Annotated in this window: 26 protein-coding genes; 16 read left to right on the plus strand and 10 right to left on the minus strand. The window is 65.0% G+C overall.

Features of this window, described 5'->3' with window-relative positions:
• Window positions 1–13: 13 nt before the first annotated feature.
• Window positions 14–1,642: an NADP-dependent glyceraldehyde-3-phosphate dehydrogenase gene (locus tag LXE91_RS27635; RefSeq protein WP_039354220.1), complete on the minus strand. Its 1,629-nt coding sequence runs from the start codon at window positions 1,640–1,642 to the stop codon at window positions 14–16.
• 932 nt (window positions 1,643–2,574) lie between these two features.
• On the opposite strand from LXE91_RS27635, the gene LXE91_RS27640 reads away from it, so the two are divergent.
• Entirely contained in the window at window positions 2,575–4,704 is a 2,130-nt protein-coding gene (locus tag LXE91_RS27640) for a TonB-dependent receptor (protein ID WP_039354222.1), read from the plus strand.
• Window positions 4,705–4,731: 27 nt separating this feature from the next.
• Entirely contained in the window at window positions 4,732–5,265 is a 534-nt protein-coding gene (locus LXE91_RS27645) for a hypothetical protein (RefSeq protein WP_223274288.1), read from the plus strand.
• Window positions 5,266–5,284: 19 nt separating this feature from the next.
• Here the strand turns inward: LXE91_RS27645 and LXE91_RS27650 are convergent, their stop codons facing one another.
• Window positions 5,285–6,232: a LysR family transcriptional regulator gene (locus tag LXE91_RS27650; RefSeq protein WP_039354226.1), complete on the minus strand. Its 948-nt coding sequence runs from the start codon at window positions 6,230–6,232 to the stop codon at window positions 5,285–5,287.
• Window positions 6,233–6,458: 226 nt separating this feature from the next.
• On the opposite strand from LXE91_RS27650, the gene LXE91_RS27655 reads away from it, so the two are divergent.
• Window positions 6,459–7,487, plus strand: coding sequence for a DUF1338 domain-containing protein (locus tag LXE91_RS27655; protein ID WP_039354228.1), 1,029 nt, complete (start codon window positions 6,459–6,461; stop codon window positions 7,485–7,487).
• A 387-nt stretch (window positions 7,488–7,874) separates the two neighbouring features.
• On the opposite strand, the gene LXE91_RS27660 is transcribed toward LXE91_RS27655, so the two are convergent.
• The 5 genes from LXE91_RS27660 to LXE91_RS27680 form a co-directional block, all read right to left on the minus strand.
• Window positions 7,875–8,129 (minus strand): GlsB/YeaQ/YmgE family stress response membrane protein, encoded by a 255-nt coding sequence (locus LXE91_RS27660; protein ID WP_039354229.1) that lies wholly within the window; start codon window positions 8,127–8,129, stop codon window positions 7,875–7,877.
• Window positions 8,130–8,258: 129 nt separating this feature from the next.
• Window positions 8,259–8,480, minus strand: a complete 222-nt coding sequence (locus tag LXE91_RS27665; protein ID WP_039354232.1) for a hypothetical protein — start codon at window positions 8,478–8,480, stop codon at window positions 8,259–8,261.
• Window positions 8,481–8,684: 204 nt separating this feature from the next.
• On the minus strand, window positions 8,685–8,882 hold the full coding sequence (locus LXE91_RS27670; protein WP_039354235.1) for a CsbD family protein: 198 nt from the start codon (window positions 8,880–8,882) through the stop codon (window positions 8,685–8,687).
• Between the two features lie 56 nt (window positions 8,883–8,938).
• Entirely contained in the window at window positions 8,939–9,289 is a 351-nt protein-coding gene (locus tag LXE91_RS27675) for a BON domain-containing protein (protein WP_039354238.1), read from the minus strand.
• An 80-nt stretch (window positions 9,290–9,369) separates the two neighbouring features.
• Window positions 9,370–9,534, minus strand: coding sequence for a hypothetical protein (locus LXE91_RS27680; protein ID WP_163009010.1), 165 nt, complete (start codon window positions 9,532–9,534; stop codon window positions 9,370–9,372).
• Window positions 9,535–9,905: 371 nt separating this feature from the next.
• On the opposite strand from LXE91_RS27680, the gene LXE91_RS27685 reads away from it, so the two are divergent.
• The 4 genes from LXE91_RS27685 to LXE91_RS27700 all read left to right on the plus strand — a co-directional run bounded on the left by LXE91_RS27685 (window position 9,906) and on the right by LXE91_RS27700 (window position 14,709).
• The gene (locus tag LXE91_RS27685) at window positions 9,906–11,438 is read left to right on the plus strand and encodes a helix-turn-helix transcriptional regulator (RefSeq protein ID WP_039354240.1); all 1,533 of its coding nucleotides are present in this window, start codon (window positions 9,906–9,908) and stop codon (window positions 11,436–11,438) included.
• A gap of 140 nt (window positions 11,439–11,578) precedes the next feature.
• Window positions 11,579–11,770 carry a CsbD family protein gene (locus tag LXE91_RS27690; RefSeq protein ID WP_039354242.1) on the plus strand — a complete coding sequence of 64 codons (192 nt, stop codon included), beginning with the start codon at window positions 11,579–11,581 and terminating at the stop codon, window positions 11,768–11,770.
• 421 nt (window positions 11,771–12,191) lie between these two features.
• On the plus strand, window positions 12,192–13,343 hold the full coding sequence (locus LXE91_RS27695) for a branched-chain amino acid ABC transporter substrate-binding protein (RefSeq protein WP_039354244.1): 1,152 nt from the start codon (window positions 12,192–12,194) through the stop codon (window positions 13,341–13,343).
• Between the two features lie 193 nt (window positions 13,344–13,536).
• Window positions 13,537–14,709, plus strand: coding sequence for an NAD(P)/FAD-dependent oxidoreductase (locus tag LXE91_RS27700; RefSeq protein WP_039354247.1), 1,173 nt, complete (start codon window positions 13,537–13,539; stop codon window positions 14,707–14,709).
• Window positions 14,710–14,812: 103 nt separating this feature from the next.
• Here LXE91_RS27700 and LXE91_RS27705 read toward each other — a convergent pair whose 3' ends face one another.
• The gene (locus LXE91_RS27705; RefSeq protein WP_039354249.1) at window positions 14,813–15,994 is read right to left on the minus strand and encodes a serine hydrolase domain-containing protein; all 1,182 of its coding nucleotides are present in this window, start codon (window positions 15,992–15,994) and stop codon (window positions 14,813–14,815) included.
• 365 nt (window positions 15,995–16,359) lie between these two features.
• Here LXE91_RS27705 and LXE91_RS27710 point away from each other — a divergent pair, with 365 nt between their 5' ends.
• Together LXE91_RS27710 and LXE91_RS27715 are read left to right on the plus strand one after the other, a co-directional pair.
• Window positions 16,360–17,487, plus strand: coding sequence for an aminotransferase class V-fold PLP-dependent enzyme (locus LXE91_RS27710; protein WP_039354251.1), 1,128 nt, complete (start codon window positions 16,360–16,362; stop codon window positions 17,485–17,487).
• Window positions 17,488–17,664: 177 nt separating this feature from the next.
• Window positions 17,665–18,075, plus strand: a complete 411-nt coding sequence (locus LXE91_RS27715) for a GNAT family N-acetyltransferase (RefSeq protein WP_039354254.1) — start codon at window positions 17,665–17,667, stop codon at window positions 18,073–18,075.
• A gap of 61 nt (window positions 18,076–18,136) precedes the next feature.
• Here LXE91_RS27715 and LXE91_RS27720 read toward each other — a convergent pair whose 3' ends face one another.
• Window positions 18,137–19,366 (minus strand): peptidoglycan DD-metalloendopeptidase family protein, encoded by a 1,230-nt coding sequence (locus LXE91_RS27720; RefSeq protein WP_039354256.1) that lies wholly within the window; start codon window positions 19,364–19,366, stop codon window positions 18,137–18,139.
• Between the two features lie 494 nt (window positions 19,367–19,860).
• Between LXE91_RS27720 and LXE91_RS27725 the strand changes: the two genes are divergently transcribed.
• Window positions 19,861–21,804, plus strand: a complete 1,944-nt coding sequence (locus LXE91_RS27725) for an SMI1/KNR4 family protein (RefSeq protein ID WP_223274290.1) — start codon at window positions 19,861–19,863, stop codon at window positions 21,802–21,804.
• A gap of 124 nt (window positions 21,805–21,928) precedes the next feature.
• On the opposite strand, the gene LXE91_RS27730 is transcribed toward LXE91_RS27725, so the two are convergent.
• A complete protein-coding gene (locus LXE91_RS27730) occupies window positions 21,929–22,387 on the minus strand; it encodes a GNAT family N-acetyltransferase (protein ID WP_039354261.1) in 459 nt (152 codons plus the stop codon).
• A gap of 268 nt (window positions 22,388–22,655) precedes the next feature.
• Between LXE91_RS27730 and LXE91_RS27735 the strand changes: the two genes are divergently transcribed.
• From LXE91_RS27735 to LXE91_RS27760, 6 genes are all read left to right on the plus strand, one after another.
• Complete coding sequence (locus LXE91_RS27735; protein ID WP_082139548.1) at window positions 22,656–23,522, plus strand: AraC family transcriptional regulator; 867 nt, start codon at window positions 22,656–22,658, stop codon at window positions 23,520–23,522.
• An 86-nt stretch (window positions 23,523–23,608) separates the two neighbouring features.
• On the plus strand, window positions 23,609–24,523 hold the full coding sequence (locus LXE91_RS27740) for an alpha/beta hydrolase (RefSeq protein WP_039354262.1): 915 nt from the start codon (window positions 23,609–23,611) through the stop codon (window positions 24,521–24,523).
• Window positions 24,524–24,757: 234 nt separating this feature from the next.
• Window positions 24,758–25,132, plus strand: a complete 375-nt coding sequence (locus LXE91_RS27745; protein WP_039354265.1) for a VOC family protein — start codon at window positions 24,758–24,760, stop codon at window positions 25,130–25,132.
• A gap of 127 nt (window positions 25,133–25,259) precedes the next feature.
• Window positions 25,260–25,481, plus strand: a complete 222-nt coding sequence (locus LXE91_RS27750) for a hypothetical protein (protein WP_039354267.1) — start codon at window positions 25,260–25,262, stop codon at window positions 25,479–25,481.
• Between the two features lie 112 nt (window positions 25,482–25,593).
• On the plus strand, window positions 25,594–26,040 hold the full coding sequence (locus LXE91_RS27755) for a hypothetical protein (RefSeq protein WP_070162807.1): 447 nt from the start codon (window positions 25,594–25,596) through the stop codon (window positions 26,038–26,040).
• Window positions 26,041–26,108: 68 nt separating this feature from the next.
• Window positions 26,109–26,603: a GNAT family N-acetyltransferase gene (locus tag LXE91_RS27760; protein ID WP_039354271.1), complete on the plus strand. Its 495-nt coding sequence runs from the start codon at window positions 26,109–26,111 to the stop codon at window positions 26,601–26,603.
• Window positions 26,604–26,652 lie beyond the last annotated feature (49 nt).

Genomic DNA, 26,652 nt, shown 5'->3' on the forward strand with positions numbered 1-26,652 from the left:
GATGTCCGCCGCTTCAGAAAATGAAGCCCGTATTGATGAACTTCGAGTAGTGATCCGACACGATCGAATCGAGCAGCTGCTTGCTGCCTTCGGTCTGCTTCGCCGCGACCATCGAGCGGATCGAGAACGCGCGCAGCGCGTCGCTCACCGACAGCGTGCCTTCCGCCGAATCCTTGCGCCCCGCGAACGGGAACACGTCCGGCCCGCGCTGACATTGGCAGTTGATGTTCACGCGGCACACCTGGTTGACGAGCGGGTCGACCAGCGCGCCGATCTGCGCCGGGTCGGAACCGAAGATGCTGACCTGCTGGCCGTGATCCGACGTCGTCACGTAGTCGAGCGCGGTTTCCACGTCGTCGAACGTCGCGACCGGAATGATCGGCCCGAACTGTTCCTCGCGGTACAGCTTCATCCCTTCCGACACCGGGTACACGACGGCCGGATAGAACAGCGTCTTGCTGAACTCGCCGCCCGAATGGTTGACGACCTGCGCACCCTTGGCCTTCGCATCGTCGATCGCGTCCGTCATGTACGCCGTGCGATGCATGCCCGGCAGCGGCGTGATGCTGACGCCTTTCTCCCACGGCATGCCGATCTTCAGCTGCTCGAGCGCGGCGGTGAAGCGCTTCAGGAATTCGTCGACGATCGAGCGGTGCACGAGCAGCATCTTCAGCGCGGTGCAGCGCTGGCCATTGAACGACAGCGCGCCGAGCAGGCACTCCTTCACGGTGAGGTCGAGATCGGCGTCGGGCAGCACGATCGCCGCGTTCTTCGCGTCGAGGCCGAGGATCGCGCGCAGCCGGTGCGATTTCGGGTGCTGCTTCTTCAGGTGGTCGGCCACCTTGCTCGACCCGATCAGCGCGAGCACGTTGATCTTGCCCGACGCGAGCATGTGCGGCACGACCACCGCGCCCGGCGCGTAGATCGTGTTGATCACGCCCTTCGGGAACGCGTCGCGGAACGCTTCGAGCAGCGGCTCGAACAGCAGCGTGCCGTACTGGGGCGGCTTGAACACCACGGTATTGCCCATCAGCAGCGCGGGGATCAGCGTCGCGAAGGTTTCGTTCAGCGGATAGTTGTACGGGCCCATGCACAGCACGACGCCGAGCGGCGTGCGGCGGATCTGGCCGATCGTGCCTTCGGCGATCACGAAGCGCGAATTCGCGTTGTCGAGCTCCTTCAGCGCGTCGATCGTCTGCGTCATGTACGTGACGGTGCGGTCGAACTCCTTCTGCGAATCGGCGAGGCTCTTGCCGATTTCCCACATGATCAGGTTCACCACCAGCTCACGCTGCGCGACCATCCGCTTGATGAAATCCTGCATGCACGCGATGCGCTGCTCGACCTTCATCGTCGGCCACTCGCCGCGGCCGGCGTCGTACGCGCGCACCGCGGCGTCGAGCGCCGCGTCGCTTTCCGTTTCGCCCATCACCGGGTAGCTGCCGATCTCGACCTGCTCGACGCTGCCGTCCGCCTGTCGCACGCACACGGGCGACAGCACGGTCTTGGTCGCGCCGTCCCACGGCCGTAACGCGCCGTCGACGAGCGACACGCGCTGGTGAATCGGCGAAGCGAGCCGGTACTCGGCGGGGATGTCCTGAAAGGCGGGAAACAGCTGCTGCAGGGAGGCGGAATCGGGCATGACGGTCTCGTTTGACGGGGTGTCCGGGAAGGACGGGCGATGCGAATCCTGAGCGGGGAGATCCTCGATCCTGAATCGGCATCATGACGCGCGGACGACGTCGCGTCACGCATGACCCTGGCCGATTCAACGACTGGAACCAGTTCCATTAAAAAGGAACGCCGGCGCGAATGCAAGAATTGCCGAATCGCGCCGCATCGATCGTAAGCATTCGGAAAGACTGTTGCCGAATGCCTGGTATAACACGCCGATTGCACTCGCAAACGTTTCCCTTGGGCCGGATTGCGCGGATAATGGCCCGGCGCGGCGAAGAAAAAAATGAAGTGAGCCTGAGAGCATAGGTAGTGAAGAAAGGAAGAAAGTCCGCCGCGCTGCCGATGCGAGGTCGGCTGCCCGGAGCGCCGGGTCGGGGTTGCCCGGTCCGGCGCGCACCGGACTTCGAATGCGCACCGTCCGCTGCGACGGATGCTTCGTGATCCTCTCCAGTCCTTTCGTCGTCGTCTCCCGAATCCCGACTGTCGCCCGGCCCTTCATCACCTGATGCGGCCGATGGAATGCTTTCGTTTTTATTACGCATGAGTCGCGTAAAACGATGAGACAGAAAGGTATTCGTCAGGAATGCAGAGCGCCAGGCGCCTGCACGTTGCGAGCAGGCGACATGTTAAAAATTAACTAAAAACACGAATCATTCTCGTTTAATATTTCGCTCCGTTACGAGCCGTGACTGAGCGTCACGGCTTCTTTCGTGCCGGTCCTGCCGGCCGGCTGCCACCCGCGCCGGCCGTTCACCGGCTCGCCCGCGCGACGAGGCGATCCCCCGCGCGCCGCTTCATTTCACGGAAAGGATTTCGCCAGCCCGATTCACGGTGTGGTTTCGCGCGTTGGCCGGATGCGTTTCCGTTCGCCGTTTTCCTTCAGCCTCTACTTCAACGATGAAACTCAACAAGAGCGCCTGCCATGCGCTGCTGATCGCCACGTCGCTGGCCGGCGCGCGCACCTCCTTCGCACAGGCGAGCGACGCCGCGGCGACCTTGCCCGCGATCTCGGTCAAGGCGACCGCCGAACATGCGTCGTACGACGGTGGCCGCTCGCGTGCGGCCACCAAGACCGACATGTCGCTGATGGACGTACCGCAGACGGTGAACGTCGTGCCGCACGCAGTGATCGAGGACCAGAACGCGACGTCGATGCAGGACGCGCTGCGCAACGTGCCGGGCGTCGGCTTCTCGGTCGGCGACGGCCAGCGCGACCAGATCACGATCCGCGGCTTCAACAGCATCACGGACCAGTACGTCGACGGCATCCGCGACGATGCGCTCTACTATCGCGACCTGTCGAATGTCGATCACGTCGAAGTGCTGAAGGGGCCGGCGGCGGTGCTGTACGGGCGCGGTTCGGCAGGCGGCATCGTGAATCGCGTGTTGAAGCGGCCGGAGGCGAACCCGGTGCGCGACGTGGGCGTGACGCTCGGCACACGCGGCGAGCGGCGCGGCGAATTCGACCTTGGCTGGAATGCGAACGACGCAGCGCGTTTCCGCATCACCGGCGCGGCCGAAAACTCGAACAGCTTCCGCGACCAGTTCCAGCTCAACCGCCAGGCGATCGCGCCGTCCGCGCAGTTCAAGCTCGACAGCGACACCGTGCTGAACGTCGAATTCGACTACCTGCACGACCGCCGCACGTCCGACCAGGGGCTGCCCGCGTATCTCGGCCGGCCGGTCGACGTGCCGATCAACACGTTCTACGGCTCGGCCGACGCGGCGAACAGCTCGTACAACGACGTCTCCGCGAAGAGCGCGACGGTGTCGCTCGATCATCGCTTCAACGATTCGCTGTCGTTCCATGGCGCGATCCGTGCGTACGACTTCTCGCTCGAACGCAAGAACTACGTGACGTACGAGCCGATCAAGACGGCCGCGCACCCGGTCGTCACGCTCGACCAGTCGACGCGCCAGCGCACCGACCACGGCATCGACGGCCTGTTCGAGCTCACGCAGAAGACGTCGCTGTTCGGCATGCGCCACGAGCTGCTGTACGGGCTCGAACTGTCGCAGCAGCAGAAGTTCGACACGATCTACAGCGTGTCGAAGGTCGCGACCTACGATCTGTTCAATCCGCAGCAGGTGGTGCTGCCCGGCGTGCCGACCGGCGCGCGGGCCAAGACGAACGCGTCGACCGTCGTCGGGCTCGCGGGCGTCTATGCGCAGGACCTGATTTCGCTGACCGAACACTGGAAGGTGCTCGCGGGGCTGCGCTTCGACTACCTGAACCAGATCCGCCACGACTACACGTCGTCGAACGTCAACCTCGATCGCACCGATCACGCGTGGAGCCCGCGCGTCGGCCTGATCTACGAACCGCTCGACTGGCTGACGCTGTACGGCTCGTTCAGCCAGTCGTTCTCGCCGCTGGCCGATACGCTGATCAGTTCGGGCGCGTTCTCGAACGGCGCCGCGCTCGCGCCGCAGAAGACCACCGCGTATGAAGTCGGCTCGCGCTTCGACCTTGGCGGCAAGGCGACGGCCAGCGTCGCGCTGTTCGACATGCGCCAGACCAACCAGCAGATCGGCGACCCGGCGAACCCCGGCTATGCGCTGCCGATCGGCACGCAGCACGTGCACGGGATGGAGCTGGGCTTTACCGGCGAGATTGCGCCGAAGTGGTCGGTGTATGCGGGCTACGCGTACCTGAACGGGACGGTCGACGGCTCGGCGCAATCGACGGCGGCCGGCGTCGCGGTATCGAGCAACACGCCGGGGCTGATGCCGCGCCATAGCGCGAACCTGTGGGTGAAGCGGGAGCTACCTGCCGGCTTCTACGCGGCGGCCGGCATGCAGTTCCAGTCGGCGCGTTACACGTCGGCGAGCGATCTCGTCACGCTGCCGTCGTTCACTGTGTTCAACCTGGGCGCCGGCTATCGCAGCAAGAAGGTCGACGTGACGCTCACGCTCGACAACCTGTTCAATCGCCGCTACTTCATCGCCGCGCACGGCAATGCGGACCTGTACAACATGCCCGGCGATCCGCGCACGCTGACCGCCACGGTGAAGTGGCACATGTAATGCGCGCGATGCATGTGCCGGGTGACAATGCGGGTCTTCGTCACGATGACCCGCACCTCACTGCCCATGATCCGCCAATCGATTGATGTGTCGAACCTGACCGGCCGCGCCCGCGTGCTGTGCGCGGTGTTGTGGCTGGCGGGCGGCGCGGTCGCGGCGCACGCGCAGACGATCCCGGCCGACGCCGAACCGGAATGCCATTCGGTGCACGTCGGCCGGTCGATCACGCTGTCGGGTCGTTACACAGTCGACTACGGCGACGAAGAGAGCGGGGAGGACGTGTGGTTCGAAGAGGACGACGCGTCGGCGCGGCGCTTGCCCGACCGTTCACAGCGCGCGGGTGTGATCCGGTTCACGAACCAGCGCGACGCACGGCGCAGTCTGCGGCTGCCGGCGGCGCAACCCGATGGCGTGTGCCGCTTCGACGGGCGCGCGACGCTCGTGATTCGCGATCTTGAAACCGTGTGCCCGGGGCTGGAGGAGCCCGATCACGCGCGACAGGTGAAGGTGGTGAAGGCCAGCCCGCCGACGCGACACGCGTGCGAGGCCGCCGCGCGATGAGGCTGGCGCGACCGCGCCGTTACTCGACGTCCTCGTCGTCCACCAGATCGTCGCCATCCGCATCGGGATCCGGCGATGCATACGCGCTCGCCTGCTCGAGCAGCCAGCCGCGAAACAGCTCCAGCGGCTTGCTGTGGCTGAGCTCCGTCGGATACACGAGGTAGTACGCGGAATCGCCGACGGTTGCCGCATCGCACGGCACCACCAGCCCGAGCTGCTGCAGCTGTTCCTCGACGAAGAACTTCGGCACGAGCGCGATGCCGAGCCCGGCCGCGGCCGCGCTGATCAGCATCGTGTGCAGCTCGTAGCGCACGCCCTGCATCGTGCGGATATCCTCGACGCCGTGCGTCTCGAACCACTGCGCCCACGCGCCGGGGCGCGTCGTCGAGTGCAGCAGCGGGTAGGCGAGCAGGTCCTCGACGCTGTGCACGGGCCCGTCGAGCAGCGCGGGCGAGCAGATCGGCACGACTTCCTCGCCGAACAGGTAGTCGGACGACGTGCCGGGCCAGGTCGGCTTGCCGTAGTGGATCGCGGCCTCGAAGTGGGTGTCCTCGAACGAGAACAGGTCGGTGCGGCTGCCCATGTTCACGCGCACGTCGGGCGTGCGGTCGTAGAAGCTCTTGATGCGCGGGATCAGCCAGTGCGACGCGAAGGTCGGCAGCACGGCCAGCTCCAGGTAGCCGCCGCCGCTGCCGTGCGCGATGATCGACAGCGTGTCGCGGTCGAGCGTTTCCAGCGCGCGCCGCACCTGTGTGCCATACAGCTTGCCGGCGCGCGTCAGCACGACGCGCTGCTTCACGCGGGCGAACAGCCGCACGCCGAGGCTCGCTTCGAGCGTCGCGATCTGGCGCGACACCGCGCTTTCGGTCAGGAACAACTCCTTGGCCGCGTGCGTGAAGCTCTCGTGGCGCGCGGCGGCTTCGAAAGCCACGAGCGCGCCCATGTTGGGGATCTTGAATTTACGCATGATGTTCGATTCGTCTGACGATCAGGCCGCCACGGCACAAGGCGGGCGGTGGGGCAGGGGAGCCGCTGATAATTCCAAAAACTCATCACATATCAATTTAATCTCGCTTTACGCCCGGCTGCAACCCTTTGAATAATGCTCCCCACGCAAGGTCAGGCGCCCGTGGGGCGGCCGGCCGACGAGTTGCCGGCACGTTTGCCGGCGGTCCCCCGAGACGAGAATCCAGATGCGCAATCCGAATATCGAGAGCTTGCTGACGAAGCTGCTGGGACAGGCGAAGACCGACGCCCTGTTCTCGACCCTGAACATGCCGGCCATCCTCGAAGAGTGGGAAGACGGCGTCGTGACGCGCGCGGAAATCGCGCAGGCGATGAACATGGCGCTGTTCGAAGGGCTGCTCGAACGTTCGGCGAACGGCCGCGCGTATACGGCCGAGACGATCGAAAGCGGCGGCTCGGTGTATTTCGACCACGGCGCGCTGCGCACGGTGCGCTGGCCGCACACGGGCGCGCTGCCGCCGGGCGAGGCGGCGTTCACGCGCATCCTGCGTCCGCTCGGCTTCCGCCTGAACGGCCGCTACCCGCTCGACAAGCTCGGCATGACGGGCCGCGCGTATGCGCACGAAGACGCGCCGGACGAAATCGCGCAGTTCTTCGTCAGCGAACTGCATCCGGAACGTTTCTCGAAGGAATTCCAGCAGGCCGTGACGAACGTCGTGAGCTCGTCGCGCGATCCGCTGTCCCCGGCGGCCGTCGCGCTGCTGTGGGAAGTCGAGCGCGAAGGCTGGCTGTCGCTGGAGGCCGCGCATGCGCTGCTGCCGGAGATCGTCGGGGCGTTCGCGCGCCAGCACGACCTGCCGAACGAGCTCGACTACGAAACGCTGCTGCTCGAATCGGCGGAAATGGCGTGGATCTCGACCGAGGGCAACGCGTTCAACCACGCGACCGACCGTGTTGCCGACGTGTTCAAGCTGTCCGACGCCGAGAAGGCGAAGGGCCGGCCGATGAAGCCGGAAGTCGAGCGCTCGCGCTCGGGCCGCGTGTTCCAGACCGCGTATCGCGCGGACACCGTCGAGCGCGAATTCCGCACGCGTGACGGCGGCACGGTGAAGCGCAACGTGCCGGGTTCGTTCTACGAGTTCATCACGCGCAAGCGCACGTTCGACCAGGCGGCGCGCCGCTGGGTGACCGACCTGCGTTTCGATGCCGGTAACGCACAGGGCATCTTCAAGATGACCGCGAACGCGGCGAAGTAACGAAGCGAAAGCGGGGCGCTGCGCCGGCCGGGACGGTTGGCCGGCGCGTGCGCGAAACGCTGCCTGAAGCGCCCTGAGGATTCAGGGCGTTTGCCATTTCGGGGAAGGGCCGCCATTGACGGTGCGGCCGGGCGCGCGGGTTTGCGCGGCCCCGAAAATCTCATCGAGTCGCGTCATGTCCACCGGTACGGGACGACACACGTCTCGCCAGTCGAACCATCGCTCATCAACCGATTCGTCGTAGCACTTGTCAGGGATGCTCGAACTCGGCAAGGAGTGCCAAGCGTAGCGAGCCCGGTGTCGAACGCCGGGCTCGCCCCTCATGGCGTTGAACCTGTCATGCCGGCGTGTTTGCCGGGGCACGTCCCCGGCGCGCCGGATGACCCGTCACGCTGCGCGACGGAACAGGCGAATCACGAGCAACAGGATCACCGCACCGATGAGGGCGATGACGATCGAGCCGAGAATCCCGCTGAAGCCGATACCGAGCAATCCGGCGAGCCAGCCGCCAATTACCGCGCCCAGAATCCCGACGACGATGTCGACGAGCAGGCCGAAACCGCCGCCCTTGACGAGTACGCCCGCAAGCCAGCCGGCGATGGCGCCGATGACCAGCCATATGATCAAGCCATGCATATCCATGAACGATATTTCCTCTGGATTGGCGAAATGGTTGTAAATCCGGCGGTCACGCCTTTACCCGCGGTATCAGGCATGCAGCGCAAAGCCGGCCGTTCCGAAGAACGGTCGGCCGGCCGCGTCGTGACTCGTTCATTGCGAGGCGGCGGTTGCCGCGCTTGCGGCCTTCGCTTTCTTTGCCGCGTGGTGGTGGCCGATCGCGCAACCGGCGGCGGCACCCATTGCCCCGTGGTGCCCCGCGACATGGCCGGCGACGCCGCCCACGGCTGCACCCTTCAGGCACCCCGCCGCAAATCCGGGGATCGATGCGGTCATCAACGCGAGGCAGGCGACCGATATCGAAAGAAATTTCATTGTTTATCTCCCTGAAAACCGAGTTGTACTAATTGGATTTGATCGAACAGGCACGCTCAGAAGACGTGCGTGATCAGAAAGAACAGCACCAGCAGCCCGACCGGCACGCCGAGCAGCCAGGCGATCAGGTATTTGCCCATGTCGTTGTCCTGGTGGCCGCGACGCCATCGGCGCCGCGGCGGGTTATGTCGATGCGCTATCGCATCACAGCTCGCGGTCGAAGTCCTTCAGCTGCTTCTCGGCTTCATCGCGTGCGATGCCGTAACGCTCCTGGATCTTGCCGGCCAGGTACTCGCGATTGCCGTCGGCCACTTTCAGGTCGTCGTCGGTCAACTTGCCCCACTTGGCCTTCAGCTTGCCGGAGAGTTGTTTCCACTGGCCCTTGATCTTGTCCTCGTTCATCGTGTGCTCCTTGTCATGCAGGGAAGAAAAGCGCGGCGGCGTGCCGCGCCGGGAGGTCAGGCCTTTGCCTTCAGGCCGGATGCGTCGACGTGCTTCACGCCCTTGATCGCGCGCGTGACGGCGACAGCCTTCTTCACGGCGACCTTCGTCGGCAGCACGCCGGTGAGCGTGACGACGCCGTCGACCGTCTTCACGCTGATGTCGGTGCTCTTGACGCCGTCGGTGGTCGCGAGTTCACCCTTCACCTTGGTCGTGATCCACGTGTCGGTAACGGGCTGGTTCGATTCGGCCGTCATGCCGCTGTCGGTGGACGAGGCTTGCGCCTGCGCGTTCGTGAGCGGTGCGGCGCAGAGCAGGAAGGCCGCGCTGGCGGCGAGCAGCGTCGAAAGGTGCGAGGTCTTGTTCATCGATGTTCTCCTTCGATTGGCGTGATGAATGAATTGATCACGGAGCACGGCGCGTGCCCGGATCAATGGGCGATCGCGGATCAATGGGCGATCGGCGTGTCGTAGCCGGGCTCGCGCGGCGGCATGTCCGGGCGCGGCACGTCGGGCGGCAACGGAACCGGCGGATCGGTGCCGGGCGGCGGTTCGGGCGGATTGTCCGGGGCCGGTTCGGGCCGCGTCGGATCGGGTGTCTGATGCAGCTTCATCGTGCTTCTCCTCTGCGGTTCGGAAGGCAGCGCATGAGCGCCGATGCAGTACCAGCGTACCGGGGCGATCGTGCGCGTACATCGCGCAAATTCACCTGATCGGCTAGTGCGTTTGCACGGGGCGTCGAGAAGGGGGAGGCGGTGCGCCTGTCGGGCGGGACGTGCGGAAAGCCGCTGCAGTGGATGCTTCGGGGATCGGCGGGACACCGCACGGTGGAGCGGGCCGTGCGCATGTACTATGACGAATAGTGCATCCGCGACTGTCGTGCACCAGTGCGGGCACGCGATCATCGCCACACGCGCCGGCCGGCGCGTGCCGATGTAGCGGCAACCGGGCCGGCAGTCATGCTGACGACAGGGACAACCATTCGATGAACGAACAGGTAAACGAACAGGCGCTCAAGTCGCATACCGACCGGCGCCAGCTGCACCAGATCATCGCGGGGCTCACCGAGGGCGTGATCCTGATCGAGCCCGACCAGCGGATCGTCTGGGCGAACGAGGCCGCGCTCGCGATGCACGGCGTGACCGAGCTGCAGGCGCTCGGCGCGACCGTCACCGATTACCGCGAGCGCTTCCGGCTGCGCTACCGGAACAACCACCCGGTGCGCGACGGCCACTATCCGATGGATCGCGTGATCGCGGGCGAGGAGTTCAGCGACGTGACGGTCGAAGTCGAATCGGCCGCCGACGAAACCATGAGCTGGGTCCACCGCATCCGCAGCCTCGTGCTGACGAACGCGGCCGGCGAACCCGATTGCCTCGCGCTCGTGCTGCACGACGCGACCGAGTGGGCGAGCGCCGAGGAGCGCTTCGAGCGCACCTTCAACGCGAACCCGGCGCCGGCCGTGATCTGCCGGCTCGACGACCTGCGCTACGTGAAGGTCAACCAGGGCTTTCTCGACATGACCGGCCACGCGCGTGAAGACGTGCTCGGCCGCTCGGTGTACGAGCTCGACGTGCTCGACCAGGCCGAGCGGCGCGAACTCGCGATCGAGCGGCTCGGCGAAGGCGCGACGATCCCGCAGATGGAGGCCGTGCTGAAGCTCGCGGACGGCGGCACGAAGGCGGTGGTCGTCGCCGGGCAGCCGATCGACATGAACGACGAGGCGTGCATGCTGTTCACGTTCATGGATCTCGAGCCGCGCAAGCAGGCCGAGCGCGCGCTGCGGCAGAGCGAGGAACGCTTCGCGACGGCGTTCCGGATGGCGCCGGTCCCCACCGCGATCGTCACGGCCGACCGCTTCGAATTGCTCGACGTGAACGGCGCGTTCGCCGCGATGACGGGCCACGCGCAGGACGACCTGCTCGGCAAATCCGCGGACGAGATCGGGCTATGGGCCGAGCGCGGCGCATGGCAGCACATCGAGAGCCAGCTCGCGCGCGACGGCAGCGTGCGCAACGCCGACGTGCAGATCCGCACGCGTGAAGGCGACGTGCGCGATTGCGTCGTGTCGGCCGATCCCGTCGCGATTCACGGGCGCGACTGCCTGCTCGTCGCACTGCTCGACATCAGCGACCGCAAGCGCACGGAGATGGAGCTCGTCTACGCGATCGAAACGGCGATGCAGGATGCATCGTGGTTCAGCCGCACGCTGATCGAGAAGCTCGCGAACGTGCGGCGTGCGAATGCGCCGGATGCGGGCGCCCAGCTGTCGGACCTGACCGCACGCGAGCGCGACGTGTTCGACCTGCTGTGCCACGGTCTTGCCGACAAGGAGATCGCCGGCCGCCTCGGGCTCGCGCCGAACACGGTGCGCAATCACGTCGCGACGATCTACGCGAAGCTCGACGTGCATAGCCGCGGCGAGGCGATCGTGTGGGCGCGCGAACGCGGGATCGTCGGCGCGGCCGAGGCGAACGGCGCGCGCGGCGACAAGGGCGGCGCGAAGGACAAGGGCTGACGCAGTCGGTACGAATGCACCATGCGCGCTGGTGCATCCGCATCTGCCGCGCGCGGCGCCCGCTTGCGATCCTGTCCACTCGGCGGTGCGACGCAGCCCGTCGCATCGCCGGCTCTCCCCAACCATCGCAGGAGACGACCATGGACAGGAATCGCATCGAAGGCAAGCTCAAACAGGTCAGGGGTTCGGTCAAGGAAGCGCTCGGCAAGGTCACGGGCGACCGCAAGACGGAAGCGGAAGGCGTCGCTGAACAAGAGGCCGGCAAGATGCAGGAGCAGGCCGGCGAGGCGGCCGATGCGGTGCGCAAGCAGACGGGCGCCGATCGGCACTGACCGATGACGCGGCGCCGCGGGCGTCGCGATGGCCGGCCGGGCCGTCATTGCAACGATGATGCGCCGCCGGCATGACCACTGCCGCCCTTGATGGCCGGGCGCCGCCACGGTATTGCACGGCGCCGGTTTACCCGCGGCCCACCGTTGCGTGGGCCGCGCGCCGCCCGCGAACGCGGAACTTGATGACAAATCCTCACAACATAGTTCCGATATTTCGTTTGCTGCACGGGTATTGGCTACCCACAATCCATTCACCTCTTTCGCGATGAAAGGCTCTTCGGAGACGGAGCCGCGGCGATCGACCGGCCGGCAAGGGCATCGCATGATGCCCCGCAGGCGGGCGACATGACCGGCACGCGCGGGAGGTTGCCGACGCGCGGCAGTCGCGCGTTGCATCCCGGCCCCCAGAACAAGGATTGTCATGACGTTCCGCATTCGTTCGCTTTCCGGCGTCGCATTGACCGCCGCGATCCTCGCGCTCCAGACGGGCGCGGTTCACGCGCAGGAGACGGTCGTCAAGGTCGGCGTGGCCGGCCCGCTGACGGGCGGCGGCGCCGCCTACGGCAAGGACATCGAGAACGGCGTGCGCATGGCCGTCGACGAAGCGAATGCCGCGCATACGACGGTGGGCGGCAAGCCCGTGAAGTTCGTCGTCGCGTCGCAGGACGACCAGAGCGATCCGCGCACCGGCGTGCAGGCCGCGCAGCAGCTCGCCGACGCGCAGGTGGCCGTCGTGATCGGCCACTTCAACTCGGGCACGACGCTGCCCGCGTCGAAGATCTACGCGAAGGCCGGCATTCCGATGATCACGCCGTCGGCGACCAATCCCGACATCACGCGTGCCGGGCTCGGCACCGTGTACCGCGTGATCGCGACCGACACGCAGAACGCCGGCAACGCGGGTGCCTATGCGGCGAGCGTGACCAAGGCGAAGCGCATCGCGATCATCGACGACCGCACCGCGTTCGGCCAGGGCGAAGCCGACGAATTCGAGAAGTCCGTGAAGGCGAACGGCGGCACGATCGTCGCGCGCGAATTCACGAACGACAAGGCGGTGGATTTCAGCGCGCAGCTCACGAAGATCAAGAGCACCAATGCCGACCTCGTGTTCTTCGGCGGCCTCGACGCGCAGGCCGCGATGCTCGTGAAGCGCATGCGCCAGCTCGGCATCCGCGCGCAGTTCCTCGCGGGCGGCGGCGTGATGAACGCGAACTTCATCAGGCTGGCCGGCAATGCGGCTGAAGGCGCGTCCGTGTGGGAATACGGGCAGCCGCTGTCGCGTCTTGCGAAGGGCAAGCAGTTCGAAACGAAATTCAAGCAGAAGTACGGCATCGACATGCTCGCGTATGCGCCGTTCGCGTACGACGCGACATGGATCGCGATCAACGCGATGCAGAAGGCGAACTCGACGAAGCCGGCCGATTTCAACGGCGCGCTGAAGGGCACGCGCTACGACGGCATCACGGGCACGATCGCGTTCACGAACACGGGCGACCTGAAGAACCCGAGCTCGACGCTGTATGAGGTGAAGAACGCAGCGTGGCAGCCCGTCACGACGCAATCGGCGGATTGAACGCCACCCGCGCGCGGACTTCCGCGGCGGCGCCGGACGTGCTGAAATGCCATCAACGATCGGTTGCGATCGCGGCGCACGCCGGTGTGGCAGCCGCACGAGTCTGCCCGCGCGACGCCGCGCGTGACGCGGCACGAACAACCCATGGGCGGGGGCCGCTGGCCGCGCCCGATATGTGCAACTGGAGTCAGTCGTGAGTTCTCAAGTCGTCATCGTCGGCGGTGGTGTGATCGGCAGCTCGATCGCCTATTTCCTGCGCGCCACCGATCCCACGGTTTCCGTGACCGTGATCGAGCGCGACCCCACCTATGCGCGATCGTCGTCGGCGTTGTCGGCCGCATCGATTCGCCAGCAGTTCTCGACGCCGCTGTCGATCGAGATGTCGCTGTTCGGCATCGACTTCCTGCGCACGATCGGCGAGCGCCTCGAAGTGGACGGCCACCAGCCGTCGATCGACCTGCACGAAGGCGGCTACCTGTTCCTCGCGACGCCGGCCGGCGACGCGACGCTGCGCGAGAACCACGCGCTGCAGACGAGCCTCGGCGCGGATATCCGGCTGATGGACCGCGATGCGCTGCGCGCGAAGTTTCCGTGGCTGAACGTCGACGATCTCGTGTCGGGTGCGTACGGCGTGAGCGGCGAAGGCTGGTTCGACGGCTACGGGCTCGTGCAGGCGCTGCGCAAGAAGGCGCAGGCGCTCGGTGCGCGCTATGTGCCGTCCGATGTGAAGGACGTGGTGCGCGACGGCCGCAAGGTGACGCACGTGGTCACGGCCGACGGCGAACGCTACGCGTGCGACACGCTCGTGAACGCGGCCGGAGCGTGGACGCGCACGCTGTCGTCGATGATGGGCATCGACATCCCCGTGTATGCGCGGCGCCGCAGCATCTTCAACGTGTCGTCGCCGGCGAAGCTCACGGATTGCCCGCTGCTGATCGATCCGACCGGCGTGTATTTCCGGCCGGAAGGGCGCACGTATATCTGCGGGACGTCGCCGAGCCCCGATCGCGACCCGGACGACCTGCCGCTCGACGAAGTCGACCACGACCTGTTCGACGAGGTGATCTGGCCGACGCTCGCGAATCGCGTGCCGGAGTTCGAGGCGCTGCGCGTGGAGAACTGCTGGTCCGGGTACTACGAGTACAACGTGTTCGACCACAACGCGATCATCGGGTATCACCCGGAACTCGACAACGTCGTGTTCGCGAACGGCTACAGCGGCCACGGGCTGCAGCAGGGGCCGGCGACGGGGCGCGGCGTCAGTGAACTCATTCTGGGCGGGCGTTACGACACGCTCGACCTGTCGACGCTCGGCTGGGCGCGCGTGCTGGAGAACCGGCCGATCGTCGAAAAGAACGTCGTGTAGCGCGGCGTGATCCGCCCGGTGTGGTGGGCGGAATTCTCCTTGTGTCTCACCTCATTGGCCCGACCGTGTCGGGCCTTTTTTGTTGCGCGTGCAATTACGGGTGTCAGCCGACGCCGTAGATCGCGTCGCGCAGATCGAGCGTGTACGGGCCGTTCATTCCTTCGTAGAGCGTGTTCGACAGCGACACGACGGTGAGCCCGCGTGCGCGGTCGACGAACCACGAATGACCGTAGACGCCGCCCCAGCGCCACGTGCCGGGAGACTCCGGCGACAGCGCCGCGCGCGGGTCGCGCAACACGGAAAACCCGATTCCGTAACCCGCGCCCGGCAGGTCGGGCAACTCGAGGTTGTCGGTGTGGATGCGGCCCATCTCGTCGACCAGCTCGGCCGGCAGAATGGTGCCGCCCCCTGCCCGCAGCGTGTCCAGCACGTTCAGCACGTCGCCGGCGGTGCCGACCATCCCGGCGCCGCCCGAAGCGAACGCATCCGCGTTGAGCGCGCGCGACGGCGAGTACGTCACGCCGACGGAGCCTTCGTAGATGGGTACGACTTCGTTCTCGGCGAGCCGGTGCGGCTGCGGCGTGTCGTTTACGTAAGGCGTCGCGAGCCGCGCGGCGTCGCGTGCGACGAATCCCGTATCGCGCGTGCCGAGCGGGCGAAGCACCAGCGCATCGACGGCATCGGCGAGCGGCAGCCCGCTGGCGGCCTCGATCACCGCGCCGACCACGTCGATGGAGAGCGAGTAGTTCCAGCCGGTGCCGGGCGCGTACTGCAACGGCACGCTCGCGATCCTGCGCATGTTCTCGGCGAGCGTGATCGATGCGCCATCGAGGCCGTCCGAGACGCCCGCGCGTGCATACGCGCACGTCGCGTCGGGTTCCGCGTAGCGATAGCCGAGGCCGGCGGTATGCGTGAGCAGGTGGCGCACCTTGATCACCGGCACGCTGCCGTCACGCAGCGCCGGACGGAACTCGGGCAGCCAGCGCGTGACGTCGTCGTCGAGCGACAGCTTGCGCTGCGCGACGAGCGCCATGGCGGCCGCCGAGACGATCGGCTTCGTCACCGACGCGAGCCTGAACAGCGTGTCCTCCTGCATCGGCGTGCGAGCTTCCCGGTCGGCGAACCCGGCCGCGCGGCGATAGACGAGCTCGCCGTCGCGTGCGACCAGGACGACCACGCCGACGAGGCGTTGCAATTCGAGTTGGCGGGACAGTACCGCATCGACGCGCTCGGCAAGCGCGGGATCGGCCGACGGCTGCTGTGATGATGCTCGGTTGGGGATCATCGAAGACTCTGTCGTGAAGGGGGAGCAGACATGGTAGGCGGCGCGCGGCGGAAGTGCCATTTATCCATGCATGGAACAGGGCTTCGTGGGCTTCGCGCGCTGCAACGGCCGGCGTGGACGGCCACCGGGCGGGCGATTCAGGCGGGGGGCGCGGTGGTTCCGTTGCAGTGCGGCGCGCCGGCCGGCGGCGGCGGCACGCCTTCCCTGCGCCGGGCAGCCGACAAAATATGCCCCAAGCGGCGCGCGGCCTTCGTTAGAATCTGCTTTCGTCGAGAAAATAACGCAATTGCATGGGTGCAGCGCGGTATCGCATCACGGACACTGCTCGCCCAGATTTCATCGTTCATCTTTCACCGGAGGCGAGCATGCCAGGATTACTTCCCGATGTTGACCGCGAGGGGCTCCTCGAATACTCGGTGGTGTACACCGATCGCTCGGTCAACCATATGTCGCAGCGCTTTCAGGGCGTCATGCGCGACATCTCCGGCACGCTGAAGAAGGTCTACAACGCGAAGTCCGTCGTGATCGTCCCCGGCAGCGGGACGTTCGGCATGGAAGCCGTCGCGCGGCAGTTCGCCACGAACAAGAAGTGTCTCGTCATCCGCAACGGCTGGTTCAGCTTCCGCTGGTCGCAGATCTTCGACATGGGCAGCATCCCGTCCGAAACGACGGTGCTGAAGGCGCGGCCGGTCGAGGCGGGACGGCAGGCCGCGTATGCGCCGGCGCCGATCGACGAAGTGGTCGCCGCGATCAACGAACACAAGCCGGATCTGGTCTTTGCGCCGCACGTCGAAACCGCGTCCGGGATGATGTTGCCCGACGGGTATCTGCGCGCGGTGTCCGACGCCGTGCATGCGGTCGGCGGCATGTTCGTGCTGGATTGCATCGCGTCCGGCACGGTGTGGGTCGACATGCAGGCGAGCGGCGTCGATATCCTGATCAGCGCGCCGCAGAAGGGCTGGAGCGCGTCGCCGTGTTGCGCGATGGTCATGCTCGGCGAGCGGGCCCGCGAACGTATCGACGGCACGACCAGCACCAGCTTCGCGTGCGATCTGCGCAAGTGGCTGCAGATCATGGAAGCCTATGAAGGCGGCGGGTTCGCTTACCACGCGACGATGCCGACGGACAGCCTTGCGACGCTGCGCGACGTGATGAAGGAAACCGAGGCGTACGGCTTCGACAAGGTGAAAGAGGAGCAGCTCGAGCTGGGCAAGCGGATTCGTGCGTTGCTGGCCGAGAAGGGTTTCCGGAGTGCGGCGGCGCAAGGGTTCGAGGCACCGGGTGTCGTGGTCAGTTATACGGACGACGACGGGATTCGAACCGGGAAGAAGTTTGTCGACGTCGGGTTGCAGATCGCGGCGGGCGTGCCGTTGATGTGTGACGAAGGGGACGATTTCAAGACGTTCCGTCTCGGGTTGTTCGGCCTCGACAAGCTGCATGATGTCGATGGCGCGGTTGCGCGGTTTGCGGATGCGTTGGAGCGGATTCTTTAAGGCGCTTCGCGGATTGGGCGAGGCAGTGGACGGTGGGGGTGTGCGCCCGTGGTCGGCTGTCTCGCTGGATCGATGGTCATTACGTTGTCTGATGCGCGCGTTCGGGTTCAGGGTTCGATGGACTCATGCGCAGCGAGGCCGGTCCATTGGTCCGTACGGCTAACCTGAAGGGTTCGCATGGCAAACGTCGTTCGACAGGAAGTCCCGTCGGTATCCGACTACATCGGCATTCGTGTTGCTGCGGGACTGAGCAGAAAGTCGGAACAGGCCGCGACGATCGGGTTGAAGAATGGACTCTTTAGCGTCGTGGCTTACTGCGATGGTGTCCCGATCGGAATTGGCCGGGTCATCGGTGACGGCGGCTGCTTCTTCGAGATCGTCGATATCGCGGTGTTGCCCGCTCACCAGAAGAAGGGCGTGGGCGACCTGATCATGCGGGCACTCATGGGCTACGTTCACGAGCACGCGCCGCCGACCGCCTACGTCAGCCTGATGGCGGATCACCGGACACCGAAGTTCTACGAGCGCTACGGTTTTCAACCGTCGGTGTTGCCTGAGAAGGCGGGGATGTTTCTGCGGATCACGTAACGTTGAGGCGTCGTATTCCCTGTCTCGGTGCGGCGGCCCGGTGTGCGCCGGTGCGCCTGCGCTAATTCACGCATACCGGCACCACCGGGTCGTTGCTGCCGGTATAGACGAATCCGTCTGATATCCATTGATTTGATTCGAGTCGATACCAAAGCCGCGTGGCGCCCCAGTTGCCATTCACGGAATCGCCGTACTGGTGACAAGCGAGCTGCACGGTGCGCCCATTCTCGAGCGAACCGACGACCGGCGCCGACAATGAAGGCGCGCTGCGCAGATTCGCCGGGCCCGGTGCCTGTACACGCGCGCTGACGGGCGTGGACGGATCGCCGGAATCCGCGCTCCCGTAGTTGACCAGCCATGCCTGCGGGGAGACGCGCCGCTGATTGCGAACCGCGTATCCGGAATACGGCGAAGTGCCCTCGAAGAATTGCCAGCCGCCGATCGTCATGCCATTGACGGACACGTCGTTGCCATCCTTGCTCAGTGAAAAGTGAACATGCGGCCCCATCGTTTGTCCGCCGCACGGCAGGCCGTTTCCGACGCTGCCGAGATATTCCCCCTGACGGACACGCGTACCGCTGTTCAGCGACGTCAGCCGGACCATGTGGTAATAAGTCGTCGCATAGCCATTGTCGTGAACCACTTTCACGATGGCGCTGCCGTCGCGCTCGCAGCTCTTGTACAGATAGCCGTCACGCGCCGCCAGCACGCGGCCGTTGCCACCCGAGAAATCGAGCGAGTTAAACGGCCTGCTTTGTCCGGACCAGCCGTGTGCGCCGCCCGTCCAATACCACCCGGCATTCGGTTCCCACGGCAACGCAAGGCCCGGTTGCGGCAATGCAGCCGATCGTGGTGCAAGCGATGCGCGTCTCGACGCCAGGTTTTTCCGCTCGTCGGCCGCGAGCAGCGTGGGGGGCGCCGCATCGAGCAATTCTCCGAACTTGCTGCTGCCCTCCACACCCGAGATCCATTGGCCATTCACGTTGCGCGCAATGAACAGCTTCGTGACGGGATCGCCGGATTCATCCTCGCGCAGGATTTGTGTCGCAGTGCAAAATACCCATCCGGAAGCGTCGTCTGTTTTTATTGCCTCGACCAGGCTGTCGTCCGAGCGGGCCGGCAGCTTCAACGTCCCACCCGATCGGGATTCAAGCGCCTGCCCGATCGAGCGTTGCAACGACGTCTCGATTGGCGCCGCATGCGCGATTTCGGCAAGGTTGGCCGCAATCAGCAGGATTCCAATGAAGTATTGAATCGAATTCGATGCATGGCGATCTAATAAGTTGCGCATGGTTAAATGCACCAAGGAGAAAGTTTTAAAGAATTTAATGCCATTGCTGGCAAGCCTACATCATTCTCTAGTCATTGCAATTAAAATGAAATATATCGGGATGCGTTTTTGAATTTAATGCGTCAGACGAAATTGTCGATGCGATAGTTTCAAAGTGATTTGGCCACTCGCGCGACGCCGCATCGCGGTGGGCCAACCGGAGCGATTCCAAGGTGCAATGCATCGCGAAATTGGGCGCGATCATCGGTCATTGCACGTTCACCGGTGATCCGGATGAAACGCCGTCCGATTGCGACGAGTATCCGTTTGCGTCGACCGAGCAGCCTGCAGCAAACCGTTGAGACACAGGCGACGAAAACCATATCGTTGCCGCGGTTCGCAGGCATCCTTCGAACCACGGCATGACAACACCCATCACCATGAACGATCACGAGAACTTCCCCTTCTGGCTCGACCAGCCCTACAAGCTCTGCCGACGGGTCGTGCCGGGCGCGATGCAATCCGAGACGATTCCGGTCGAGGATGCGCTGACGCGCGTGACGGCGGCGGACGTTTTCGCGCCCGAGAATGTTCCGCCCGTTCCGCTTGCTGCGGTCGAAGGCTATGCGATGCGCGCATCCGATACCGCGCATGCCGCGCAGGGTGCACCGGTCGAGCTCGAATTCCAGTTCAGCCGGCGCGCGCTTGCCTCGCCGGCCGGCAGTCCGGCGGCTCGCGCAATCGGCGCGCAGTGTGCGGTCGATGTCCCACCGTATTTCCCGCTGCCGGAAAATGCCGATGCCGTCGTCCCGAAAAGCGACCTCGAGGTTTCGTACCGTGGCGCTCGATCGTTTCTGCTGCTGCATGCGCCGCTATCCGCCGGCCAGCATGTGATCGCACCGGGCAGCGAATTTCGGCAAGGCGGCCTGCTCCTGCCCAGGGGCAGCCGGATAACCGCCGAACGGCAGATCGCGCTGACGGCCGCAGGCGTACGCGACATCGAGGTGACGAAACGGCCGCGCATCGGCGTGGTGATCGCCGGGTATGAGCAGTGCGCACCCCGCACCGTTCGCGAGCGCTGGCAGCGGCCCGACACGAGCGGACCGTACATCCGGGCGGTACTGCAGCGCTGGGGATACGAGGTGGGTTCGGTCGAGTACATCGAGCCGCCGGACATGGCGCGGCCGCCGCTTGAGGTGCAGCAGAACGAATACGCGTTCAAGAAGAAACTGGCCGAGCTCGCGCAGCGTTACGACCTGATCGTCGGTGCCGGGCTGCCTGCCGTGCCGCCCTTTCGGAATCTGGGGCTGAATATGCCGTTGGTGTACGCCTACGACGAAACGACTGTCGACATCAAGCAAACGCCAGCCGATCGCTTCAACTTCGGACGCAGCGACAATCGCTCGCCGCCGAAGAAAACCATGCTGACGCTCACGCGCCCGGACGGTACGCAAGGCGGGACGACGCTCCTGACCAGCTACGATCAGGCCACGCTGATCAACCTGCCGGGCCACACGAGCGCAGTGGCGATGCTGATGCACGCGATCATGCCGCGTGTGCTCGATTCACTCGAGCACGCGTCAACACCGGGGCCTCATTGGGAGTCCGGGATCGTCGACCACGGCGTCGAGCGCGATGCCCGACTGAACGCGATGCGATGGGGCAATCTGCATCGCGGCGTCGACGGAAACCTGGTCGTTCGCCTGTTGCCGTCCGATGCCGACGGGCTGATCAGCGGCGTCGTTCGTGCCGATGTGCTCGTCGCGATCCCCTCCGGGGAGTTTCCCCTGGCAGCAGGGGCGTCCGTGCTGTTCCTGCGTCTCGACCGCGACCTCGCCAGTGAACCGCCGCGCCCCGTGGCGGCAGCCGTCGAGGCGGCCACACCGTCACCGGTGGTCGACGCCCGCGTGACGACCCGCAATATCGACGACGCGCGCAGCATCGATCTTCGCGATACATGGCGGCAGCTCGAAGCGGCCTTCGCCGCCGACGCGTCACGTCTGCCGGGTGGCCTCAACGGGCCGGCGTCCGACGACGAGATCGCAGCCTTGCAGACTGCGCTGAGAACGCAACTGCCTGACGCATTCGTCGACAGCCTGCGCATTCACGATGGCCAGGCCGATTCGGGGAATGAATTTTCCGGAAGTGATGCGCTGCTGAGCGCGCACGAGATCCTCGCGCAATGGCGTATCTGGAAAGGTCTCGTCGACGGAGGCGATTTCGACGGTATGGAATCGGAGCCGGATCCGGGCATCAGGGACGACTGGTACAACCTGAAGTGGATTCCGTTCACGCATGACGGCAGCGGCAACCATCTGTGTATCGACCTCGATCCCGCGGAAGGCGGTTTCCCGGGGCAAGTGATTCGGGTCTGGCATGATGACGCGCGACGCGAGCGCATCGCCGGGAGCTTTTCGGCGTGGCTTGCCCGCGTCGCCGACGAGGGGCAATCAAGCTGAGCACCGGCCGGCCGTGATGACGGCCGGGTGTCGGCCGCTACATTGATGAGCATGCTCCAAGGGCAATGCCGGTGGACCCTTGGGCGAGCGCTTGTCTGCGCAGGGGATACAGGCGTTTCGTGCGCTACCGGGTCAGGCAGTACAAGACGTCAGGACACCCTTCCTCGTTCCTGCTTCCGTCGCTGTATGCAATTGCAACGAACCCCTGCCGCTCGTAAAACGCAGCAGCATCGCGATTCATCTGGAACGTGTAGAGCTGGAGCTTGCCAACCGTCTGCGACTTCACCGATTCGAGGAGCGCGGAACCAATCCCTTGCCGCTTGAATTCGGGGTGCACATACAACTGGTCAAGCCATGCCACGCCATCAGCAACAACGTGCACGGCCATGCCGACGATGCGGTTATCGTTCACGGCAACGGTGACGTTGCCCGACGGCACAAGCATGTTGGCAATCCATTCGCGGACGGCGGCTTCCGAATGCGCCAGCGGCGCATACGATGCCAGCGTGTTGCGCGACCGTAGATAGACTTCGGCTACCTCCGCGGCATCATCTGAAATCGCTCGACGCAAGATCAAGGGCATGTATCTCCCGCTCCGAAGTCTTCAAAAGGTGCACCACGATAGCAGCACGGAATCGAACTTCCAATATTGCGCAGCATGCTGTTGAAACGAGAGAAACCGGGAGTTCAGCGCGACATATCGAGTCCATGCAACAACGAATCGGCAGCGCGATCGCATCACCGATTCGCAGCTTCATTCCCGGATTCCCGGGGGCCGACATTCCCGTATCATCTGTCCGATTCGCCGGATCGCACGACCTGGCGATTCCGCACATTGGAAAGGACGAGCGATGAAGGTCGAAGGGCGCGGCCACGGAAAAGCGAACGAGCGAAACGCAACGGCAGCCCCGAAGCGTGCCGGTAATGCACCCGTCACGAAGAGCACCGACCCGCGCGACTACCAGCATGCACCCGGCGTCGCCGCCGTCATGCCGAAAGCCTTCCCCGACGGCTTCGTCGTCGCAGAGCACCGGCACCCGCGCGCACAACTCGTCTACACGACGACCGGCATCGCCGAAGTCGTCGCGTGCCAGTCGCTCTGGATGATCCCGCCGCATCGCGCACTCTGGATTCCGCCCGACCTGCCGCACGCGATGCGCGCCCACGGGCAGCTCGAAATGCGTAGCGCCTACGTCGACCCGCAAGCGTACCGATCGACAACCCCGGATCAGCCGAGCCTGGTCAACGTGTCGCCGCTGCTGCGTGAACTGATCGTGCGCGCGTCGTCTTTCCCGGTCGAGATCCCTCCCGACGGCCGCGACGATCTCGTCATCCAGCTCATGCTCGCCGAAATCGAGTGGTCGCCCGAGCAACCGTTGCGGCTGCCGTCCGGCCAGGACCGGCGCCTTGCCCGCGTCTGCGACGCGATTCTGGCGAATCCGGCCGACCAGCGAACGCTGACGGAATGGGCCGATGAAGTCGGTGCGTCGAGCCGGACCCTGGCCCGGCTGTTTACCGCCGAAACCGGCCTGTCGTTCAGCCAGTGGCGCCAGCAGGCCCGGATTTCGGCCGCGCGCCCGCTGCTGGCATCGGGCCGCTCCGTGATCGCCGTCGCGGCCGAACTCGGCTACGAAACCACGAGCGCTTTCTCGACCGTGTTTCGGCGGTTTGCCGGCATGACGCCGAGCGCTTACGCGAAACTGTCCGATTCCGCGTAGCAAACGTCTTTCCAGCAAACGCAGGGCGTGGCGCACACGCTTATCGTGTCGGTCATCGAATCACTCACCGAACGAGGTAAGCCGACATGACGCGACACGACATCGAATTCCAGTCCGAAGGTGCCACGCTGCGAGGCTGGTACTACGAGCCGGCGCAGCGCATCGCCGATACCGCGACGTATCCGGCCATCGTGATGGCGCACGGCTTCTCCGGCGTAAAGGAACAGTATCTGGACCGCTATGCCGAGGTGTTTGCCGCCGGCGGCTTTGGCGTGCTGCTCTACGATCACCGGAATTTCGGCGCGAGCGACGGCTACCCGCGGCAGGAGATCGACCCCGTGCAACAGAAGCGCGGCTATCGCGATGCGATCAGCTATCTGCTCACTCGCCCGGATGTCGACGCCGAGCGCATCGGCATCTGGGGCACCAGCTACAGCGGCGGCCACGTGCTCGAAGTGGCGGCGATCGACCGGCGCGTCAAATGCGTGGTGTCGCAGGTGCCGACGATCAGCGGCTATCAATCGGCGTTGCGCCGTACGCGTTCCGATCTGGTGCCGGCAGCGCTGGCTCGCTTCGATGAGGATCGCAGGCAGCGATTCGCGGGCGGCGCGCCGGCGATGTTGCCGGCTGTCAGCGCCGATCCCGCGACCGCCTGTGCGATGGCCGGTGCGGATGCATACCGGTTCTTCACCGAGTCGGCAGCGCAGTTCGCCCCGAACTGGAAAAACGAAGTGACGCTGCGCAGCGCCGAGCTGTCGCGCGAGAACGAGCCGGGCCAGTATGTCGATCGCATCTCGCCCACCCCGTTGCTGATGATCGTGGCCGACCAGGATCTGCTGACGCCCACCGACCTTTGCCTCAACGCGTGGGGAAGTGCGCTGGAGCCGAAGCGGCTGCTCATGATCAAGGGTGGGCACTTCACGCCGTATATCGAGCACTTCGAAGCAACCAGCCAGGCGGCAGTGGAATGGTTCACGCTGCATTTGCGCGGCACGCGTTGATCGGGTCCGTTGCGGCGTTCGTCGTCTCCGCGGCTTGCATGAAGGCCGACGCTGCCGGTTCTGACGGCGACTGCGTTTGCAAGGACCTTGTATCCCGCTCGTTGGCCCGACTGTGTCGGGCCTTTTTTGTTCGATCGCGAGCGGGTGTGCCGGCGGCGGCCACCTGTGGCAACATCGCGGTGATTTCCACATTCCATCCGGGTGCCGGCAGACCCATCTATCCGAGGGGGAGTCATGTTTGACCATGTCAAATTCGGCGTGACCGACTTTGCAGCCAGCAAGGCGTTTTTCCTGAGTGCACTCGAGCCGCTTGGCGTCGTGGTGCAGGGCGAGGGCGAGCCGTCGTACGGTATCGAGATCTCTCCGCCGGGCAAGCCGTCGTTGTGCCTGTTCCAGACCTCGGAGAAACCGGCGCACCTTCACATCGCGTTCGTGGCCGACAACCGGCAGCAAGTCGACGCGTTCTATCGCGCGGCGCTGGCGGCCGGCGGGAAGGGCCATGGCGCGCCGGGGCTGCGGCCGCACTATCACGCGAATTACTACGCGGCGTTCGTCATCGGGCCGGATGGGCACAATATCGAGGTGGTTTGCCATCAGGCGGAGGGGTGAATCCCCTGCGAGCAGAATGGGGAGGCCAGGCCGCTTGCGACGTCGCGCGTCGATGAACCGTAGGTGACCGATGCATCCGAATCGATGAGCAAACTCACGCCCCGCACAAGCAACGGAGCTTTCCGGAATGAGCGACATCGCCATTGACATCCCTTTTCCCGTCATCGCGATGATCTACGGCGCCATCTACTGGCCCCTGACGCTGTGTGTCGGCGCCGTTGGCTTGTATGTTGGCGTGACCCGTCTGCGCGGCGTCTGGCGCGTCGTGTGCGTCGTCATTGCGCTCTTGTTCATCGTTGACGCTGGCGCGGGGATCTATGAGTCACTCAGGCAAGGTCTGAATACCTGACTCGCCGGTGTACGACACCCGGCGGACACGCGTTGCAGCGTGATATCGACAAGCGGCGAATACGATACCAACACCATCCGGGGCGGGAGGCGCAGGCTTCCTGAAAGAGACGATGCCAATCAGCAAATTGAGGGCAATGCCGGCGTTTCGCGTCGATGCGCCGCAGCAGATCCGTCACGCGATCGCGCTCTTCACGATTGTCTGGCTCATCGAGGTCGGATTCGCCGTCTGGCTCGTGATGATGGGTTTCGATCAGGCAGGCCAGGTATCCGCGGCCAAGGCCGTGCTCATGCGTCAAGGCATCTTGCTGGTTGCGATAGTCCAGGGCTCCTGGCTTTTTTTGAACGCCAGCCTGATCGTGGGCCTCTGCCAGCGACAGAAGCTGGCGCGCATGCTGGAACTCGTGCTCACGATCATCACGACGCTGGCCTTTATCGTGGTGGGACCTCCTTTCAGGGTGAGTCTGATCGAAGTGGGCTTTTTCGCCAATGCGATCGCCACCGTGCTCATTTATACGGGCCCGTGTACGCGCTGGTTCCAGGCAGTGGCTTCTTCATAAGCGTGTCGCGCCTTTGCAAGGTGGCGGCTTTCGAGCCAGGACATGAAGACTCAACGGAGAAACGAGCGATGACCCCGAGAAGCATCCGCAGGGCAACGGCGGACGACGTACCGGCGCTGACGCAGATCCGGAATGACGCGCACGCGAAGAAGCTCACATACGACGACCATGTGTGGGGCAAGGAAGGCGACGGATTTTCCGAGGCGTGGGTACGCAACAACGTGTCCCAAAAAGACGTGTATGTCGTCGAAGTGGACGGCGCGTTGGCCGGAACGTTCTCGCTCGCCTTCGACGAGGACACGCACTGGGGGCCGCAGGAACCGATCGCCGGCTATGTGCACGGGCTGTGCGTGAGGGAAGGTTTCAACGGGCAAGGGCTCGGCAGCTTCATGCTCGACTGGTGCGGGCGCAAGGTGAGCAGCCTGAACCGGCGTTTCGTTCGACTCGATTGCGCCGTGGAGAACGTGACGCTCTGCGCTTACTACGAGTCGCTGGGCTTCATTCGCGTCGGGTTGAAACCGGACGGGATCGTCTGGTCACTGTACGAAAGGGCGGCTGAGTAGCTCCCCGTTGTACCTGACGCCACGACAAGCACGCTCATTCGACAGAACC

This window comes from Burkholderia contaminans (assembly GCF_029633825.1).
Taxonomy (GTDB): Bacteria; Pseudomonadota; Gammaproteobacteria; order Burkholderiales; family Burkholderiaceae; genus Burkholderia; species Burkholderia contaminans.